Below are 17,982 nucleotides of genomic sequence, written 5' to 3' on the forward strand. Positions count from 1 at the left end.
TTTTGTAGTTGTAAGTTGACATTATTCTTTATCAAAAATCTTGAAAATATCACTCCCAACCATCTAGCCTTGCTTGGCTAGGTGGTTGGCAATCTTTTTCATGTTCTGGCAGGCTGCTGTAAGTAATACCTGCTCACTAGCATTTTTAATTCCCCGTAACCTACAGTAGCGAAGCCCATGCAGCTCTTTTGAGTCTGCGAAGCTTCGCTCTACGGTTTCTTTTCTAAACTTATAAAGAATTTTCCCTTCTGGAGAGAGGCGATTTAGCCTCACCTTATCTTTATGATCTTCCCAAACATGACGAGTAACAACTTTTTGCTTATTCTGGGATCTAGTGCATTGTTCAAGAAGAGGGCAGGTTGAACATTTCTTGGGATCTGACTTGTACTCTCGGTAACCTTCTCTTGTAGTTGAACGATATGTTAGTTCCTCGCTATTTGGACAAACATAAATGTCATTTTCTTTATTATATTTAAACTTCCATTTTGGAAAGAGTCCTTTTGTTGGTTGATACCTTCTATGGGCAATAACTCCAAAGATCTTACGATCTGATAATCCTTTGCAAATCGGATTAGTTAAGTATCCAGAGTCAAGAGCAACAGCTTCCACATTAAAGTTAAATCGTAAGATTTGACGATCTAAACGGCTAAGATATGGTATTGAATCATGGACATTACCTGGAGTTACGAATGCATCAGTTATAATGTTAAACTTCAAATCTGTTGTCCGATGGTCTAAATAACAGAACATCTCTTGCTTATTGTCTCGCGACATAAACCCACTTTCTGGATCTGTGGTACTTACTCTAATCTCTTTTGTTTCTTTCACCTCCTCCTTTTCCTTTAAAGGCTTTTTTCCATGTTCAGCACGATCTTCTTCAATTGCCTTATTTAACTCATTTAAATATTCACGAGTTTCTACTTCAACTTCTTCCCTTGTAAATTTATGTTTATTCGCATTAGCTTTGAGATGAGTGGAGTCCGTAAATAAGACTCTTCCGCCAACCATTTTGTGATTCATTGCAAGAAGAACAATTTCATCAAAGATTTCTTGGAAGATGTCTGTATCTTTAAAACGCTTATGGCGATTCCAGCTTATTGTGGAATGATGTGGTACAGGATCTTTAAATCTGAGACCTAAAAACCAACGATATGCGACATTAAGTTTTATCTCTTGTTCAAGTTGTCTTTCGGAACGGATACCATAAAAATATCCAATAAACATCATTTTAAAAAGAACAAGAGGGTCGATCGAAGGTCGACCATTATCTTCAGAGTAGTAAGGTTTTACTCTCTCAATTATAAAAGAAAAATCTATGTATTTATCTATTTTTCGTAACAGATGGTTATCTGGAACAAGCTCGTCAATTGATACAAATTCAATTTCATTTTGTGTATTTTCCCTAGTATTTAACACAATATCACCAACCCTAATTTATTAACTATATTATAACATATTAATGCGGTGAATTAGTAAAGTGTATCAAAAGAATAAAGGCTGTCGAGACTTTCTCGACAGCCTGAGCACGTTTTGGTAACGTGCTTTTCTCTTTAGGTTTTAAATAGAAATACTTTTCATCAGGTGGAAAATGGAACACCCTCAAGACTGTTTCATATTTTTATGCTTTTATAGTCGAACTGATTGTCCCTTCCTTTTTATGTTTGAACTTCCCTACTCCCGTTCCTAGAAGTACACCGATCACAATCAGTCCAAAGCCAATCCAATGTGACAAATAAATCCGTTCACCTAAAACGAAATAGGCAGAAATCACAGCGAAAAATGGTGATAGATTTAAGAAGATGGCGGAATTCCCTGCTCCAACCTTATGGATGGCGGCATTTACAATTAAGTATGCTAATCCTGTAGCGACATAACCAGAGAAAATCAATAGACCCCAAGCAACAGCACTCCCCTCTGGAATTCGAGAGATGCCATTCGGTTCAGTAATAAGCGCATTTATCAGGAGAATAAATGAACCGATTAATAGGGTAATTCCTGTTAAATAAGTAGTATGGAGTGTTACAGAGACCTTCTTGATCAAGACAAAGCTAACGGTTTGAACAATGACTGAGATTAAAAGGTACACATCACCGATTGAAACAGTAAATCCCTCATTACTACCTGCCAAGATGATGGTAGTCACACCAATAAAACCTGAAACAAAGCCTAATCCTCTTAGTATCGTGAACGTATCTTTTAGAAAAATTGCCGCTGCAATTGCCGTAGCAATGGGTGATGCTCCCAAAATAATTCCCGCATTTGTTGCCGTTGTATCGTTCAAACCAACTGACATAAAGTACTGAAAACCAAATATACCAAAAACAGAAATTCCGATGACGTAATACCATTCTTTTCTTGTTAATTTTCGATACAATTTTTTATACAAAATGAATGGTACTAGTGCAAGAAATGCTATAAATACACGAATCGCTGTAATTGTGACAGGTGGAAACTCAGAGACAACGACTTTTACAGCAATCACATTAAAACCCCATGCAGCCATCATGACAATTAACAGTACGTAGAGATTCGTCTGCTTCACACATTCCTCCCCTTTCCATCATTTTTTCACCTTCACTCCATAAAAAGACCACTGTAATTCCTCACAAAAATACGAGATTACAGTGGTCCCTGATTACGAATATGGTGACGTGTTTATTTCAAATGTAGATATTCCCTTATGCTTGAACTTTTGAACTTCGTTTAATATCTTTGAATTGTTTTACTTGACCAGAAATAGCTTTTTCAGTTGGTAGTCTTTCAATACTAGATGCCCCAAAGAATCCAGACACACCGTTTGTTCTACTTAATACATAGGCTGCATCTTCAGGCTCAGAAATTGGACCACCATGACATAATACGATGATATCCGGGTTAACCGATTTACCCGCATCATGAATTTTTTGTACGAGTTCAACTGCATCATCGATACCCATTGCAGTTTGTGCTCCTATTGCACCTTTGGTTGTAAGACCAACGTGAGCAACTAAAATATCTGCACCTGCTTCTGCCATTTTAATCGCATCTTCTTCGCTAAATACGTAAGGCGACGTAACAAGTCCTAGATTATGTGCTTTACGGATCATTTCCACTTCTAAGTCATAACCCATTCCTGTTTCCTCTAGGTTCTGACGGAATTGTCCATCGATTAAACCAACTGTCGGGAAGTTTTGTACACCAGCAAATCCTTGTTCTTTAAGTTGTTTTAAAAAGACATCCATATTTCTGAATGGGTCTGTGCCACAAACACCCGCTAACACAGGAGTGTCCTCCACGATTGTTAACACCTCATGACCCATTTCAACAACAATTTGGTTTGCATCTCCAAATGGCATTAATCCAGCTAATGATCCACGACCTGCCATACGATAGCGACCTGAATTATAAATGATGATTAGATCAATGCCACCCGCTTCCGCACTTTTAGCTGAAATACCAGTACCTGCTCCCCCACCAATAATAACCTCATTGTTTTTAATTTTTTCCTTTAATTTTTGAATGACTTCCACTCTTGATTTAGACATGTGTTGTATCCCCTTTCTTTGCATTCATTTGTTCTAACAGTTTTGAAGCAATTAACTCCGAAACACTTGGATCATTAATATCTTCTTCTACTTCAATCATTGTAATATGATCTTGTAGATTTTCTTTAAGCGCTTTATATAAGGCTTCTCTTTCTTGTGGCCCATCAAATGGCTGACCAGCGCGATCTAGTAATGAAACGCCACCTTTTGGAAAGACGAGAGTAACTGGTGATGTACTCTTGTTCAATTTTCCAGCAATTGTTTCGCCCAATTTTTGATTTTCTTCAACTGTCGTTCTCATTAATGTTGTGGTTGGATTATGCTGATAGAATTTTCGATCCTTGAAGATTTCTGGTACCGTTTCTGGAGGACCGAAGTTCACCATATCTAACGCGCCAACTGAAACAACCTGTGGAATGCCTGCTTGACCAGCTGCCTCAAGTCGTGCGTCACTAGATTTAAAGATTCCACCAACAAGTCCGTCTGCTAGTTCAGTTGTCGTGATATCTACGACTCCTTCAATGAAGCCTTCCTTAATTAAGGCTTCCATAGAGTCTCCACCCGCACCAGTGGCATGGAAAACGAGTACATCATATCCCTTTTGCTCAAGAATTTCTCGAGTTTGATTCACACAAGGAGTCGTAACTCCGAACATGGTTGCACCAATCATTGGTTTCTCTTCAACTTCAATACTAATTTCATTCCCTTTCACCATACCGCTTAGCGCATTGGCAGCGTTTTTTAGGATAAGTGAAGAGAGGCTATTAATACCTGCAATATCCACAATTGAATACATCATCATAATATCTTTCTCACCAACATATGGTCTTGTATTACCAGATGCAACTGTGGAGACCAATAGCTTAGGAATTCCAATTGGAACATCTTTCATTGCTGTAGCCCCTACCGTTGTTCCTGCCGTTCCACCCATCCCAAACACGGCGGCAACTTTGCCTTCATTTACTAATTGATTTAGAACATTCCTGGCACCATTAGCCATGACAGTAACAGCCGTACCACGATCATTCTTTTCACGTAACTCCTTCAAGGAGGAGCCGCCAGCCTTGGCGACTTCCTCGTTGGAAATATCTCCATCTGTAAAAGCAGGATAAACACCTGTATTGATTAAAGTGGTTTCAAGTCCATTCTCTTCCATAATTCCTTTGACATATAAAAACTCTTTTTCCTTTGTATCCAATGAACCTACTAAAACAATTTTCTTACTCATGTGCACCCTCCTTTGTTACAATTCCCTCAAAAAACGTCTTCGTTTGACGAACTACTTCTACCTCACCAATGCGGTCTTGAACATAGAATGATGGATAATGCGTATCAATTGTTAAAATAGCTTTTGAATCATGTTCGGCAATCGCTTGCATCACTGGTACATGGTCATAATCATCCTTACCTGCGATAGCAAAGTTACCAAATAATCCTGTTGGATTATCTTTTGTGATTGAATTTGATAGACGATATGCACCCTTTAAATGTGTTTGATGAACATGGCCTTTAATATGCTCATATGCTTCAACTGTTGGGTATTCTCCCGCTCTCCAGCCATTCAAAATATCCCAGTTAATTTTTAGGTTAGGATGATTTGTATATTTCATAAGAATGCCAAGCTCTGACGCACTACTTGTAAGAGTTGGTGGTTCATTCTCTACTAAAAGAATCTTGTCTCTCGTTTTCGCATGTTCCGCATGACGAAGCATGACATTCGCATTGTGACGATATTGCGCATCCTTCTCTTCGTCTGAAAGTAAATTGAAATCCTCTTGGCGATACAAAGAATAGATACGAATATACGTTGAACCAAAGATATCTGCTAAATCAAATAGTCGGTTCAACACCTCACCCATTTGCTTATGGTGTTCTTCATCATAGTTGTCATATTTTGGAGGACCTGAGAATGTACAAGAATTAACAGCCCAAGAGCTAAGACTACTTACTTGTAAGTCCTGCTCTTTAATCATTGCACTTAATTCTCGTGCTTTTTCTGGTGTAATATCATCAATCGTAGATCCATTTAACTTTCCTCTTAGGTCAACATTTGTAAATCCTAAGCTTTTTGCATGTAATAGCGATTCTTGAAAAGATTCCGTTCCTAACATGTCAGTGAAAATACTAAACTTCATTTTTTGTCCCCCTGTCTACTCGATTGTGATCCATTTACCTGAACGATTGTTTTTATATGCTTCGAATATCTTTGTTAGCTGAACAGCGTCTCTTAATGTCGCTAGTTCCACTTTTCTATCATTTAATACTGCATGGGCAAAATGATTTACACTCTGAACCATTCCTTGCAAAAACAAGTTTTTGTTGTATACTTGCCCTAGTGAGAATTCAGGCTCCCAATGTACTGGACCTTCTACAGGATTATCTCCAATGTAGATTGGAGCTTTTCCGTATTCTCCACTACCCTTTGATCCCCTGTAATAGGCTAGTCGAATTGCATTATCGATTACGATATTTTCTTTATTCCCAATCACTTCATAACGTTCAAATGGACTTGTATCTGCTTGTGTTGAAGGCAATTCTAGATTTCCTATAGCACCAGACTTGAATTTTAATAGAGTTTGAACATTCCCACTTGGCTGATGTTCGATAAACATCATTTCTTTCACATCGCCCATAAGGAATTGAATGCCTGACATCGGGTGACAAATGTCTAAGAACCAATGTAATCCTGTTCTCTCTCCAAGTTTTTCGTCGAATGGAGATAATGTTAAAGGATATCTACCACTTACTGAAACGGCTTCTCCAAAACTATTAGATTGTAAAATTTGCTTAGCTTTTACAAAAGTCGGATAGAAAAAACGTTTATTCGATACAAGTACTGTCTGGCCAGTCTGAGCTTCTACTTCTAGTAGCTCCTCTGCTTCTTTTACAGTTTGTGCAAGCGGCTTCTCCATCCAAACAGGGAGTCCTGCTTTAAGAATGTTTGGAACAATTTTCGGATAAATTGGATGACCATTTTTATCAAAATTCAACACCACAAATACAGCATCTAGATCCTCTTTTTTTATCATTTCCATATAATCGGTATACGCACTTTTTGCACCAAAACGTTTCTTGTAAAGTTCAGCTCTTTCTTGATTTAAATCACACACGGCAATAAGTTCTATCGGTGCATAATCAAAGGTAGGATATACATTTCGATATGCATGTGCTCCACAACCTATAAATCCGATGCGAACTTTATTCGTATATTCATAGTTAAATTTAATCGGTTCCATCATCTGGTCTCCTTTTTGTTTCGAATTGTTTGCGTTTATTCACCAATGGTTTGTCTATCTGGAGCTGAATAAGCGATAATCATTCTACATGGTTCCCAGCTAGTAACCGTTGCATTATGTGGTACATTTCTAGGAATACGTAACATCATGCCTGGTTTTAAGTGATACGTTTCGTCTCCTAACGTATGTTCACACTCTCCTGATAGAACGAAAATAACCTCTTCGCAATTTGGGTGAATATGTCGTGGGTTTGATTCACCAGCATTGATATAGACCATTCCAAACGTCATTTCTGAATCTGGATCTATTTCCTGACCGCAGAGCCATTGAATGGAACCCCAATCATTTTTAATCAGGTGTTTTCCCTCATACAAATCTGTAATTGTAGCCATTTAAAATCTCTCCTTTGTTAATATTTCACCGATTTAAATATCCAACGACTATCCACTTATACTCCTCAACAAAGTAGTCTGAGTTGTTAAAATAGGGATTCGTAATAATACGTAACTAAACTTTTTCATTAGATTGAAGAGAATATTTTTGTTAATCTTATTCACCGATTGTTTGTCTATCTGGTGCCGAATAAGCGATAATCATTCTACATGGTTCCCAACTGGTAACGGTTGCATTATGAGGTACACCTCTTGGGATACGGAGCATCATTCCTGGTTTTAGATGGTAAGTTTCATCACCTAAACTGTGTTCACACTCACCTGATATAACGAAAATAACTTCTTCACAATTTGGATGAATATGTCGTGGGTTTGATTCACCAGCATTGATATAGACCATTCCAAACGTCATTTCAGAATCAGGATCGATTTCTTGACCGCTAAGCCATTGAATGGAACCCCAATCGTTCTTAATTGTGTGTTTCCCCACATATAAATCTGTAATTGTAGCCATTTAAAAATCTCTCCTTTTGTTTTATTTTCTAACGCTGAATCTTCTATTATTTATTTGCTCCACTTGCCATCCCTTCAACAAAGGAACGCTGGAAGATTAAATACACAATAATACTTGGAATCATGCTTATTACAGTTCCTCCAAAGATTAATCCAAAGTTTGTCGTTTGTTCCCCTTGGAATGAATAAAGACCTAATGAAATTGTGAATTTCTCTTGCGAAATTAATAGAACAAGTGGAAGTAAGAAATCATTCCAGATATTCATAAATGTAAAGATTAGCAGTGCTACTAAACCTGGTTTGGCAAGTGGTAACATAATAGTCCAATAGGTTCTCCATTCCCCCGCACCATCAATAGCCGCAGATTCCCGCAATTCTCTTGGCACGTCTCGGAACGTATTTCTCATTAGAAATATTGAAAATGGAAGTGCAAGTCCTGCTGATACTAACGTTACACCTGTTAGAGTATCCACCATTCCCATCGCTTTCAGTTGAAAAAAGATCGGAATAATAATTGCTTGAACTGGGAGTGCCATCCCTAATAAAACGAGATAAAAGATTAAATTATTTCCTTTAAATGAAAGTTGTGCAAATGCGTATCCAGCTGGTGCAGCCACTAATGCAACTAGGACCATACCACCTATCGTTATAAATGCACTATTTAGAAAATAGGTTTTAAAGTTTCCTAAATTCCATGCACCGATGTAATTATCGAAATTCCATGATTTTGGCAATGAGAAAGGTGAATTAAAAATCTCCATATTCGATTTAAAACTCGCTAATATGGCATATAGAATAGGAGATGTTATGAAAAGTAACAATACTGATAATGTAATCCACAGAGTTACTTGGGATCCTTTTAAATGCCTTAATTTTGTTACCATCCTATTCAGTCCTTTCCCTGTAATAGTTAAAGCCAATCGTAAATGCAATTACGATAATTCCTAATACCACACTTCCAGCAGTTGCATAACTAACTTTGTTCATACTGAATGCAGCTTTATACACATATGTGGAGACAACTTCACTCATGTAGAATGGTCCACCTTGTGTCATGATCCAAATTAATGCAAATCCCTTTAGTGCATGGATAATGACCATACTGATGACGACATTTAATGTATTTCTCAAACTAGGAATCGTAATATGCCAAAACTTACTGATTGGACCAGCACCATCAATGTCTGCAGCTTCATATACGCTGTAATCAACACTTTGAAGACCTGCTAGAAAAAGTATTAAATATAATCCATAGAACGCCCAAGTACTTGCGATAACTAAAGCTGGGATAACAAAGAAAGGCTCTCCTAACCAGTTTTTTGCTAAACTCTCTAATCCTATGCTTCTTAGAAAAACATTGATTGGTCCCATCATCGGATCGTAGATTTTAGACCAAAGCACTCCAACAACAGCCAAAGATAGAACGCTTGGTAAATAAAACCCTGCCCTAAAAAACATCTTACCTTTCTTCACTCTACTGATTAATACTGCCAATACTAAGGTAGGAACGACCATTAAAGTAAGACTGAGTACGACCCATAATAAGTTATGACCTAATGCTTTTAAGAAAATAGTGTCTTTTGTTAGTTGGACATAATTCTCTAATCCTACGAAATTCATGGATGGTGATGCTCCATCCCAATCGAAGAAGCTATAACGTATTGCGTCAATCATTGGATATAGCATAAATATCGCGTACAATGTCAAGCCTGGTAGAAGAAAAGAAGCGACTGTAATAGCTTTCTTGACTTTCATTTTCGTTTTGTTATTAACGGCTAATACACTTTTTTTATCCATTTCTAACGCAGGTGGTGATTGACTCATCGATGGCCTCCTTTCTTAATCGGGACCTGGTCAAATGATTGAATTGACCAAGCCCCATAAAAGTCATTATTTTAAACTAAATCCATTTGCTCGGTCTTTTTCTGCACCCTTTTCAATATTCTCCATCGCCTCTTGTGGTGAAATTAACCCACCTACAAGTCCTTGAAGATTTTGATAATAAGCTTCCTTCGCTTCAACACCAATAAATACACTAGGATTGTATCCAGAACCTTCTTCTATTTGTTTCATTGCAGACTTTAATACTTCTACAACAGGTTCAATGTCCATAGATGCCTTAGATGCTGGAATAAAGTTGTAATCCGGGAAGTTTAATACAATATTGCTAAAATCCTCTGATAAAATGAATCCCAACCATTTTTCAGCATAATCAACATTGACTGCCTTTGTCGGAACTACCCAAGTCTGTCCAACACCCCCAACAGGCTTCGCTGTTTTCCCATCAACAAAAGATGGCATCATAAACATATCCACACTGTCTTGAAGGTTTTGATCTGCTAAATCGGTAATGAGATACGTACCTTCTGATTCCATAGCAGCTTGTTTTGATAAAAATCTGAACTTAGAATCTGCCTGAGTTTGTGTAACTGACTCTTTGGTAATATAGCCTTCATCTACCCATTCTGCTAACATTTCCGCTACTTTTACTACTTCAGGGTCATTCCATTTTCCATCCCCATATAGTAATTCTTCTACTTTCTCCGTTCCCATTACACTTTCCATCATCACTCCAAAAATCCAACCAATTGCATATCCATTTCTTGCTCCAACAGTGATTGGTGCAACTCCTCCATCTTTCAAGGTTTGAAGCGCTTTCAAAAATTCATCTTTAGTAGTTGGTACCTCTACCCCATGCTCTTCAAAAACATCTTTGTTATAAAACATTCCAATCGCATCAATCATGTGTGGTACCTCGTAAATGTATTCCCCTTTTGAAATAAGGTCATATGCAAAAGGTCTAAGTTCATCCTTCCAATTATTCTTCTCATAGAGCTCATTGAGAGACTGTATTAAATCAACATCTGATAGTATAGAGACCCTTCCTGGACCTGCATTCATCAAGATTGCATCTGGTGGCTCAATTCCTGATTGTAATAATGTTGGCAACTTACCAGACTCTACTTGCACATCCCCAGTTGTTAAATTCACTTCAATCCCAGGATTTAACTCTTTAAATTTGTCAACAACAGTCTCCCATTGCTGCTTCTCAACATCGTTGTAGAAGTTGGGTATCATAAGATCAAGTGCATCACTATTTCCACTTGCTGTTTCGTTGTTGTTTTCCTCTGTCGTATCTGTTTTTGATTGCTCACCAGTTGATGATGTCGGCGATTGACACGCTACTGTAAAAAACATTAATAGTACTAGTAAAAAAGAAATTTTTTGATTGATCCCCTTCATAAACATCCCCATCCCTTTTCTATTATTCATTTTGAACACTAAGAGATTCACAAAATACTATTTTACATTTCACGCTCCTTTTCATAGAATATAAGTAAGTTTTATTTATTAATAATTGTAAATCATACAAATTTTCATTCAATGGAGTAAAAAATGGAAAAAAGGGGGGTGAATCGTGGGTATATTTCAAAGTTTCAAAGAAACTTCCTAAAATTGGGGTGTTGAAATGAAATTTATCAACTCGATTTTTTTCAAACTATTTATGACCTTTATTCTTTTTTCTTTTATCCCAATGGGAGCTATAGGATGGATTGCGTATGATAGATACTTTAATAATTTACATGCAAATCTACAATTGCATGCTGATGATATTTTAGAACAAAAGATGAGCGTTCTTTCCAAACTTTTATATGATTTAGAAAGGATGGAAAAAGGTATTACAGAAAGTAAAGTTTTTTCTGAATTTCTAACAAACTCAAATCCCTTAGACCACCCGAGGTATTTTTTGGAGCTAGATGATCTACTTTTAAGTATTCAAAATATACGACCCGAAATAGCTGGGGTTATGATTGTTAGTAATAATGGATTTTTTTATAACTATGGATACTCTCATGACATACATTTTTCAAACGAGGATTTCAAAAATCTTCCATGGGTTAAAGACTTGGAACTTATAAATTTCTCAACTCCACATATTTCGTACCTTCATAATCGTCCATATACAAACGTAAATAAGGAACAAAGAGTTTATTCCTATGTAAAAAAAGTCTGGGATCGTAAATTAAAGTCGTTTGGATACCTTATCATTGATTTTAAAGAAGATTTGGTTAGGTCATTACTTCAAGGTGAAGGAGGAAATACTTTTAAAAATTCTGGAACATTTATTCATGACAAAGAAAAGCTTGTGTTAGCGCCAGAGATTAACCTAGAATTTAAAAATATAGGACCCTCAGTATCTGGCTCTACTATTACAAGTGATTCTGGCAAAGAATTCATTGTCTTCACCAAAGAATTCCCATTTACAGGATGGTATGTGTCAGAGTATTTTGAAAAGGACACATTTTATGGTCCGATCACCGAACTCAGAAAAATTTCTATTATCATTACACTCACGACCGCATTAATTTGTTTACTTGCGGCATTATTTATTTCTCACAGAATTTCATCACCAATAAAAAATCTAGGTAAGGTCATGAAAAAGGTAGAGTCAGGTAATCTTGATGAAAAGATTACGATACAATCTAAAGATGAAATTGGTGAGCTTGGAAAAGGATTTAACAAAATGACTGGTGAATTAAAAAAACTCATTCAAGCAGTCAAACATGAAGAAAAACTAAAAAAAGAAGCAGAAATCACTGCCTTGCAATTACAAATTAATCCACATTTTATTTATAACACCTTAGAAACCATCAATTCATTAGCTCGTAAAAAAAGAGAACATGAAATTAGCCGATTAATTGTTCTCCTTGGTAGACTTCTGAGATCTAGCATAAGCTCTTTTGAAGAAAAGATTCCCATTAAACAAGAAATGAATTATATACAAAACTATTTAGAAATTCAAAAGGCTCGAATGAGAAAGCCTTTGAATTACACACTCTCCATTAACCCTGAGATAGAAGATTATTTATCAGTAAAATTGATTCTGCAGCCAATTGTTGAAAATGCCATTATTCATGGCATAGATCCCCTTAAATCCGAAGGACGTCTAGATATCATCGGGGAAACGAAGGGTCGGAATATTATTTTTACGATTAAGGATAATGGAGTTGGAATAGATTCCTCTACACTGCAACAGATTAATCATCAGTTACGATTTAATTCTAAAGAACTAGCAAAATATGAGAATAAAATCGGTCTCTATAATGTTCAAACTAGAATACAAGCACATTATGGTCGTTCCTATGGGATCTCAGTTGATAGCGAGTTAAACAACGGTACAACCGTAACGATTACCATACCGATGGAGGTACAAGATGTTAAAAATGTTAATAGTGGATGATGACTGGCTGATTTCCGATAGTTTAAAATCTATGGATGAGTGGCACGAACGGAATATCGATGTGGTTGGTACTGCTGAAAATGGGAAAGAAGCTCTTTTTTGGATGGAGAATGAGAAATTAGACATCATTTTAACGGATATCCGAATGCCAGAAATGGACGGTATTGAACTAACGAAGTATATCTATGAGAAAGAATTACCCATCCAGGTTATCATTATGAGCGGTTATGAAGAGTTTTCTTACGCTCAAAAAGCAATGAAATATAATGCCAAAGGCTATATACTTAAACCAATAGATACTGACGAACTAATGAATGCGATTGACCGAATACTTAAGGACCTCCCTCCTCATGAAAATGAAGATACCAATACGAACGATGATCCAACTACTTATCACGAAAGACTTGTATTAAGTGCTCAATCCTATATCTTAACTAATTTAGGAAAACCATTAACATTGAAGGAAATTGCAAATCGATTACATCTGACAGACCATTACTTTGGGCAAGTCTTCAAATCCGTAACGGGAGAAACTTTTTTAACTTATTTAACTAGAGTTCGAATGGAAAAAGCGCGCGAGTTAGTAAAAAATCCAAACCTGAAAATATATGAAATTGGTACACTAGTAGGCTATAAGGATCCTAAATCGTTTACAAAAACTTTTCAAAAAATATATCAAATGACTCCAAATGAATATCGAAAAAAATACTTTGCCAATGGACAAGTATGTAAAAAAGATTACCCAGTCGGGTAATCTTTTGGCTTTTATGCAGTTATTAACTTTGACTTCAACTGATACATAGCTATAAAGCAAGTTACTTTTAATCTGTCAAAGATACTCTACTTTGAAGAAACATAATGTGTACTACTCTCCACATAATACTCATTTAACGTATTCCTATCAATAATTTCCAAACAATTCAATCGATGGCCCATTGCGCATCCGCCATCAATTCCGATCTTATCATCGGAAAACCAAATAGTAGATGATTGGTGGATTTTATTCGTGTTGACATGTCCAAAAATGACTTTCCGATCAACATTGGTTTTGTTATGCACAAACTCATCACGAATGGTATAAAAAGTTGAAGGTGGCTGTTCCTTCCAGTTTGGATATGCTGGATCTAAACCTGCATGAACATAGATAAAATCATTGTCTTCATAATACAGTTTTGTCTGTTGAAGAAAGTCAATATGGTTGTAGAACTCTTGGTTAATATACTGAATCACTTCATGAATAGACATGTTTCCTGCGTCAGGACAATAACTTTGTAATGCTTCCTTTCCACCGTATTTTATAAAGATGTCGTATAATTCAGAGTCCCAGTTGAGGACCTGTAGAAACCTCTCATCGTGATTCCCACGTAGAACGATTACATGTTCATGCTCAGATAGTTCCATTACTCTTTGAACGACTTCTTTACTTTTAGTTCCACGGTCCACATAATCACCAAGTAAAATTAATTGATCATGATTTGGTACATAGTTTACGAGTTTTAATAAATCATTAAATTCATCCAAACACCCATGTATATCACTAATAACAAGCCTGCGCACAGGTATTCCCCCTGTCTTAATCTGTATTCATCGATTACTAAGACTGTACTAGCTGTTTATTCTTCGATATTGCACTATTTTAACATAAAATTCAAATAGTTCATTCATCACTCGTAAAACTTTTTTCAAGTGTGTTTACCCTTTCCGATATGTAAAGGGATCATTCAAGACAATCATCTATCACGTAACTCCCTCTAAAAACGAAAAAACCTTAACAAATGTTGGTGTAATAAAACACCTAGTTCGTTAAGGTTGATTCCTCTATTCAATAAATGGTTGCTTCAATTATAGCAATATCTTTATACCTTTCAGCACTCCTTATAGAACCATCCCATCATTCAAAAGCTGATTTTGAAGTTCTTTTACGTTAATGTTTGCAGGTGTGGTGTGAGTGGTAAGTGCTAATGCAGCAGCCGTTCCAGCCGCTTGTCCAGTAGCCATTGCGCTTGGTGTTAAGCGAGTCGTTGCTAATGCTTCATGTGAAGCCGACATACAACGTCCAGCAACAAGCAAGTTGTCCACTCCTTCTGGAACTAGGCAGCCATAAGGGATATCAAAGGAACCGTCACCTTCCACCCAAGCAACCTGCATACCATTTCCACTTGGTGCATGAATATCAATTGGATACCCGCTTTTGGCAATGACATCGTCAAACTTACGTCCTGCAATAACATCTTCTTTTGTTAGGATATAGTTTCCTTTAATTCGGCGAGACTCCCTGACACCAATTTGAGTGCCCGTACTTGAAATCGAAGCCTTCTCAAATCCTGGGATCCATTTTTTCAGAAAATCAGCTACCATCAAGACTTGTTTACGTCCTTCAAATTCAGCCTGTGTCAAATCTTCTATTTTTGTTGCATCCAAATCTTGTACTCTAGTCATATTGACAAGCACTTCATCCTGAGCAGGGCCCGCGAAAAAGAGGACTTGGTCACGATTAATCGGTACATTCGCTTCTTTCCATTCCTTATAGAAGCCTTGCACTGCTGTCAACGGAATGTCTTGTAGTTCTGAAAATGGTGTTTTCGGGAAAAAGTTCTCTGGGTTTTGTATCATTTGTTCCTTTACTTTTTCTAGATCCACACCCCTCATTCTAAATTTCATCGTTAACGGCTGCGTTTTTTGATCCTCATCTCTACCCTTTAATGTTGTAGCTCCAGATAAAAAGGCAACATCCGCATCGCCAGAAGTATCAATAAACATATCCGCACTTATTGTTTGACGACCTGACTTTGAAGAGATTTCAAGTGATTGAATTCTTCCATTTTCAACATTTACGTGATCTACAAAGCTATGGACAAGTAACTCCACACCCGCTTCTACTAACATCTCTACGGCAAGCACCTTATACACTTCAGGATCATATGGAGTTACACTATAAACAAACCCACATGTGTCACGCAGATGACCTGGAGATGCACCAAGGTCTTTTAAGCGTTGAACAATCTCTTCCGCAATTCCTTTGATTACTTGTTTACCATCTTCTGTATGAAACGTCATCCAAGGGTATACGCTCGCAATGGTTGACATTCCCCCTAGAAATCCGTGTCTTTCTATTAATAGTACGTTTTTATTTTTACGTCCTGCTGCAATGGCAGCATTAATTCCAGCTGGACCGCCACCAACCACAACAATATCATAATGTTTTTTCATTTGTATGCCTCCAAAAAGGTATATTTTCTAACATTCTATCTCTATACTAGCCGATGAGCTCTTCTTGTATCTAGGCTTTTCAGGAAGCTTAAAACATGTTTCAAACGTTTTCACGGATATGAAACATGTTTTAATAACAACCTTTTTCATAAAATAACGTGATATATTGTCATTGTTGAAACGCATACAAACAAAAACAGAGACATTTGTATAAAGGGGGTACTTATTATGAAAAAGAAACTACAAAGTTATTTCTCGCTACTAGGACGATCCTTCCTATTAGCTGTGGCAGTGATGTCATTCTTCGTCTTACTTTTATCACTAGGAGCCGTTTTAAAGAATCCTCACTTTATTGAGGCAGCTCCCTTTTTAGGTAGTACGTGGATTCAATTTATTGCCAATGTATTGAGTGAATCTGGTCTCGTTGTCATTCGATTTATGCCTCTTGTCTTCGCCGTTTCGATTGCCATTGGAATGTCAGAAAAGGGCTCTAAAGAATTGGCAGCCTTTTCAGCCTTAATTGGTTACCTATTTATGATTACATTCTCTGGGTTAACGATGACAGCTTTTGGCATGGCACTGCCGCCAAATGTAGCTGTGGGAGATAACAATCTTGTTAGTATTTCACAAACACTTGAAATGAGAAAAGCGATGCAAACCATGATTCTAGGGGTTCAAACCATTGATACCGGAGTCCTTGGTGGGGTAATCGTAGGTACGTTGGCAGCTTGGATAACCAAACGGTATAAAACGAAGACACTGCCAATGATTTTTAGTTTTTATCAAGGAAAGCATTTTCCACCAATCGCAACTGGTCTCATCTTCATGCCAATTGGAATTGCTGTTCCTTTTATCTGGCCATTTATTGGTGGAGGAATTTATAATGCAGCAGAACTTGTAACAGGTGCAGGTCTAATCGGATCATTTCTCTTTGGTTTTATTGAAAGGATCTTAATTCCGACTGGTCTTCATCATGTTTGGTACTCCATTGCGCATTTCACACCAGTAGGTGGTGTTGTTGAAATATGCGGTGAAGTATTTACCGGTACAAAAGCCATTACTACTGGAGCATTAGGTTGTGGACAGTTTACTGGGGATCTCTCAGATGTCACTCGTGTTTGGCTTGGACAAGGAGCAACGCCAATCAAGGTGTTTGGAATTCCAGGTGCCCTGCTCGGCATATATCTTGCGGCTAAAAACAAAAACCGTGCTAAAGTCATTGCTATTTCAGCAGCGAGTGCTTCTTTCTTTGCTGGTGTAACAGAACCATTTGAATTCTTATTCATGTTCTTAGCTCCAGGTTTATTTGTTATCCATGCTGTATTTACTGGTATTTCATTTGCCATTCTCGACTTTTTAAACGCTTCATATTTAGGTGGAAATAACATTATTGAACTAATCTTTAATGGTGTGTTCCAAGGACATAAGTCCACTTGGGTGCCCGTTCTACTCGTTGGGATTGGGATGTTCTTCGCCTACCTATTTACATTTAAATGGTATATTGAAAAATTCAATGTCATGACTCCAGGTCGTGAGCCTAACGAAGATACAGAAGAAGTTTTACAAGCAGAACTAGAAGCATCAAAACTGATCCGAACTAAGAGCGATAAAAATGAAATTGCAAAGAACTTAATTGTATATCTTGGCGGCAAAGAAAATATCAAAGATTATACAAACTGTATTTCACGTCTACGCGTCTTTGTACATGACCCTTCGTTGGTTGACAAAGAGGCCCTACAAAAAATCCCTGATTCACTAGGGATGTCCCAACCTTCTGAAGAAGAATTCCATATTGTCTTTGGGATGAAGGTTTCTGAATATCGCGATGCCGTAGATTTACATCTAGAAGCTTAACAAAAACAAAA

16 protein-coding genes are annotated in these 17,982 nt (G+C 37.1%); 3 read left to right on the forward strand and 13 right to left on the reverse strand.

What is annotated here, in order from left to right:
- Positions 1-63: 63 nt before the first annotated feature.
- The 11 genes from ACWPVE_RS01055 to ACWPVE_RS01105 form a co-directional block, all read right to left on the reverse strand.
- Positions 64-1,416, reverse strand: a complete 1,353-nt coding sequence (locus ACWPVE_RS01055; protein ID WP_453990053.1) for an IS1182 family transposase — start codon at positions 1,414-1,416, stop codon at positions 64-66.
- A 202-nt stretch (positions 1,417-1,618) separates the two neighbouring features.
- Positions 1,619-2,542 carry a DMT family transporter gene (locus ACWPVE_RS01060; protein ID WP_453990055.1) on the reverse strand — a complete coding sequence of 308 codons (924 nt, stop codon included), beginning with the start codon at positions 2,540-2,542 and terminating at the stop codon, positions 1,619-1,621.
- Positions 2,543-2,678: 136 nt separating this feature from the next.
- Positions 2,679-3,524 (reverse strand): phosphoenolpyruvate hydrolase family protein, encoded by an 846-nt coding sequence (locus tag ACWPVE_RS01065; RefSeq protein WP_453990057.1) that lies wholly within the window; start codon positions 3,522-3,524, stop codon positions 2,679-2,681.
- Positions 3,517-4,752 (reverse strand): Tm-1-like ATP-binding domain-containing protein, encoded by a 1,236-nt coding sequence (locus ACWPVE_RS01070; RefSeq protein WP_453990059.1) that lies wholly within the window; start codon positions 4,750-4,752, stop codon positions 3,517-3,519. The genes ACWPVE_RS01065 and ACWPVE_RS01070 overlap by 8 nt, the downstream gene beginning before the upstream one ends.
- The gene (locus ACWPVE_RS01075; RefSeq protein ID WP_453990061.1) at positions 4,745-5,659 is read right to left on the reverse strand and encodes a sugar phosphate isomerase/epimerase family protein; all 915 of its coding nucleotides are present in this window, start codon (positions 5,657-5,659) and stop codon (positions 4,745-4,747) included. The genes ACWPVE_RS01070 and ACWPVE_RS01075 overlap by 8 nt, the downstream gene beginning before the upstream one ends.
- Positions 5,660-5,674: 15 nt before the next feature.
- Positions 5,675-6,760: a Gfo/Idh/MocA family protein gene (locus tag ACWPVE_RS01080; RefSeq protein ID WP_453990063.1), complete on the reverse strand. Its 1,086-nt coding sequence runs from the start codon at positions 6,758-6,760 to the stop codon at positions 5,675-5,677.
- A 35-nt stretch (positions 6,761-6,795) separates the two neighbouring features.
- Positions 6,796-7,152 carry a cupin domain-containing protein gene (locus tag ACWPVE_RS01085; protein ID WP_453990065.1) on the reverse strand — a complete coding sequence of 119 codons (357 nt, stop codon included), beginning with the start codon at positions 7,150-7,152 and terminating at the stop codon, positions 6,796-6,798.
- Positions 7,153-7,309: 157 nt separating this feature from the next.
- Complete coding sequence (locus tag ACWPVE_RS01090; RefSeq protein WP_453990067.1) at positions 7,310-7,666, reverse strand: cupin domain-containing protein; 357 nt, start codon at positions 7,664-7,666, stop codon at positions 7,310-7,312.
- A 46-nt stretch (positions 7,667-7,712) separates the two neighbouring features.
- The gene (locus ACWPVE_RS01095; RefSeq protein ID WP_453990069.1) at positions 7,713-8,549 is read right to left on the reverse strand and encodes a carbohydrate ABC transporter permease; all 837 of its coding nucleotides are present in this window, start codon (positions 8,547-8,549) and stop codon (positions 7,713-7,715) included.
- 1 nt (position 8,550) lies between these two features.
- Complete coding sequence (locus ACWPVE_RS01100; RefSeq protein WP_453990071.1) at positions 8,551-9,489, reverse strand: carbohydrate ABC transporter permease; 939 nt, start codon at positions 9,487-9,489, stop codon at positions 8,551-8,553.
- A gap of 66 nt (positions 9,490-9,555) precedes the next feature.
- Positions 9,556-10,908 carry an ABC transporter substrate-binding protein gene (locus ACWPVE_RS01105; protein ID WP_453990073.1) on the reverse strand — a complete coding sequence of 451 codons (1,353 nt, stop codon included), beginning with the start codon at positions 10,906-10,908 and terminating at the stop codon, positions 9,556-9,558.
- A gap of 226 nt (positions 10,909-11,134) precedes the next feature.
- Between ACWPVE_RS01105 and ACWPVE_RS01110 the strand changes: the two genes are divergently transcribed.
- Positions 11,135-12,907 carry a sensor histidine kinase gene (locus ACWPVE_RS01110; RefSeq protein WP_453990075.1) on the forward strand — a complete coding sequence of 591 codons (1,773 nt, stop codon included), beginning with the start codon at positions 11,135-11,137 and terminating at the stop codon, positions 12,905-12,907.
- On the forward strand, positions 12,882-13,661 hold the full coding sequence (locus ACWPVE_RS01115; RefSeq protein ID WP_453990078.1) for a response regulator transcription factor: 780 nt from the start codon (positions 12,882-12,884) through the stop codon (positions 13,659-13,661). The genes ACWPVE_RS01110 and ACWPVE_RS01115 overlap by 26 nt, the downstream gene beginning before the upstream one ends.
- A gap of 86 nt (positions 13,662-13,747) precedes the next feature.
- Here the strand turns inward: ACWPVE_RS01115 and ACWPVE_RS01120 are convergent, their stop codons facing one another.
- The gene (locus ACWPVE_RS01120; RefSeq protein ID WP_453990080.1) at positions 13,748-14,464 is read right to left on the reverse strand and encodes a metallophosphoesterase family protein; all 717 of its coding nucleotides are present in this window, start codon (positions 14,462-14,464) and stop codon (positions 13,748-13,750) included.
- A 318-nt stretch (positions 14,465-14,782) separates the two neighbouring features.
- Complete coding sequence (locus ACWPVE_RS01125) at positions 14,783-16,117, reverse strand: FAD-dependent oxidoreductase (RefSeq protein WP_453990082.1); 1,335 nt, start codon at positions 16,115-16,117, stop codon at positions 14,783-14,785.
- A 228-nt stretch (positions 16,118-16,345) separates the two neighbouring features.
- On the opposite strand from ACWPVE_RS01125, the gene ACWPVE_RS01130 reads away from it, so the two are divergent.
- Positions 16,346-17,971: a PTS transporter subunit EIIC gene (locus ACWPVE_RS01130; RefSeq protein WP_453990083.1), complete on the forward strand. Its 1,626-nt coding sequence runs from the start codon at positions 16,346-16,348 to the stop codon at positions 17,969-17,971.
- Positions 17,972-17,982 lie beyond the last annotated feature (11 nt).

The organism is Bacillus nitroreducens, from assembly GCF_964021195.1.

Excerpts from the sequence above, each read along its gene's own strand:
- ACWPVE_RS01070 (WP_453990059.1), bottom strand. The coding sequence starts at position 4,752 with ATGAGTAAGAAAATTGTTTTAGTAGGTTCATTGGATACAAAGGAAAAA.
- ACWPVE_RS01105 (WP_453990073.1), bottom strand. The coding sequence starts at position 10,908 with ATGAAGGGGATCAATCAAAAAATTTCTTTTTTACTAGTACTATTAATG.
- ACWPVE_RS01080 (WP_453990063.1), bottom strand. The coding sequence starts at position 6,760 with ATGGAACCGATTAAATTTAACTATGAATATACGAATAAAGTTCGCATC.
- ACWPVE_RS01090 (WP_453990067.1), bottom strand. The coding sequence starts at position 7,666 with ATGGCTACAATTACAGATTTATATGTGGGGAAACACACAATTAAGAAC.
- ACWPVE_RS01110 (WP_453990075.1), top strand. The coding sequence starts at position 11,135 with ATGAAATTTATCAACTCGATTTTTTTCAAACTATTTATGACCTTTATT.
- ACWPVE_RS01100 (WP_453990071.1), bottom strand. The coding sequence starts at position 9,489 with ATGAGTCAATCACCACCTGCGTTAGAAATGGATAAAAAAAGTGTATTA.
- ACWPVE_RS01095 (WP_453990069.1), bottom strand. The coding sequence starts at position 8,549 with ATGGTAACAAAATTAAGGCATTTAAAAGGATCCCAAGTAACTCTGTGG.
- ACWPVE_RS01085 (WP_453990065.1), bottom strand. The coding sequence starts at position 7,152 with ATGGCTACAATTACAGATTTGTATGAGGGAAAACACCTGATTAAAAAT.
- ACWPVE_RS01075 (WP_453990061.1), bottom strand. The coding sequence starts at position 5,659 with ATGAAGTTTAGTATTTTCACTGACATGTTAGGAACGGAATCTTTTCAA.
- ACWPVE_RS01065 (WP_453990057.1), bottom strand. The coding sequence starts at position 3,524 with ATGTCTAAATCAAGAGTGGAAGTCATTCAAAAATTAAAGGAAAAAATT.
- ACWPVE_RS01130 (WP_453990083.1), top strand. The coding sequence starts at position 16,346 with ATGAAAAAGAAACTACAAAGTTATTTCTCGCTACTAGGACGATCCTTC.
- ACWPVE_RS01115 (WP_453990078.1), top strand. The coding sequence starts at position 12,882 with ATGTTAAAAATGTTAATAGTGGATGATGACTGGCTGATTTCCGATAGT.
- ACWPVE_RS01125 (WP_453990082.1), bottom strand. The coding sequence starts at position 16,117 with ATGAAAAAACATTATGATATTGTTGTGGTTGGTGGCGGTCCAGCTGGA.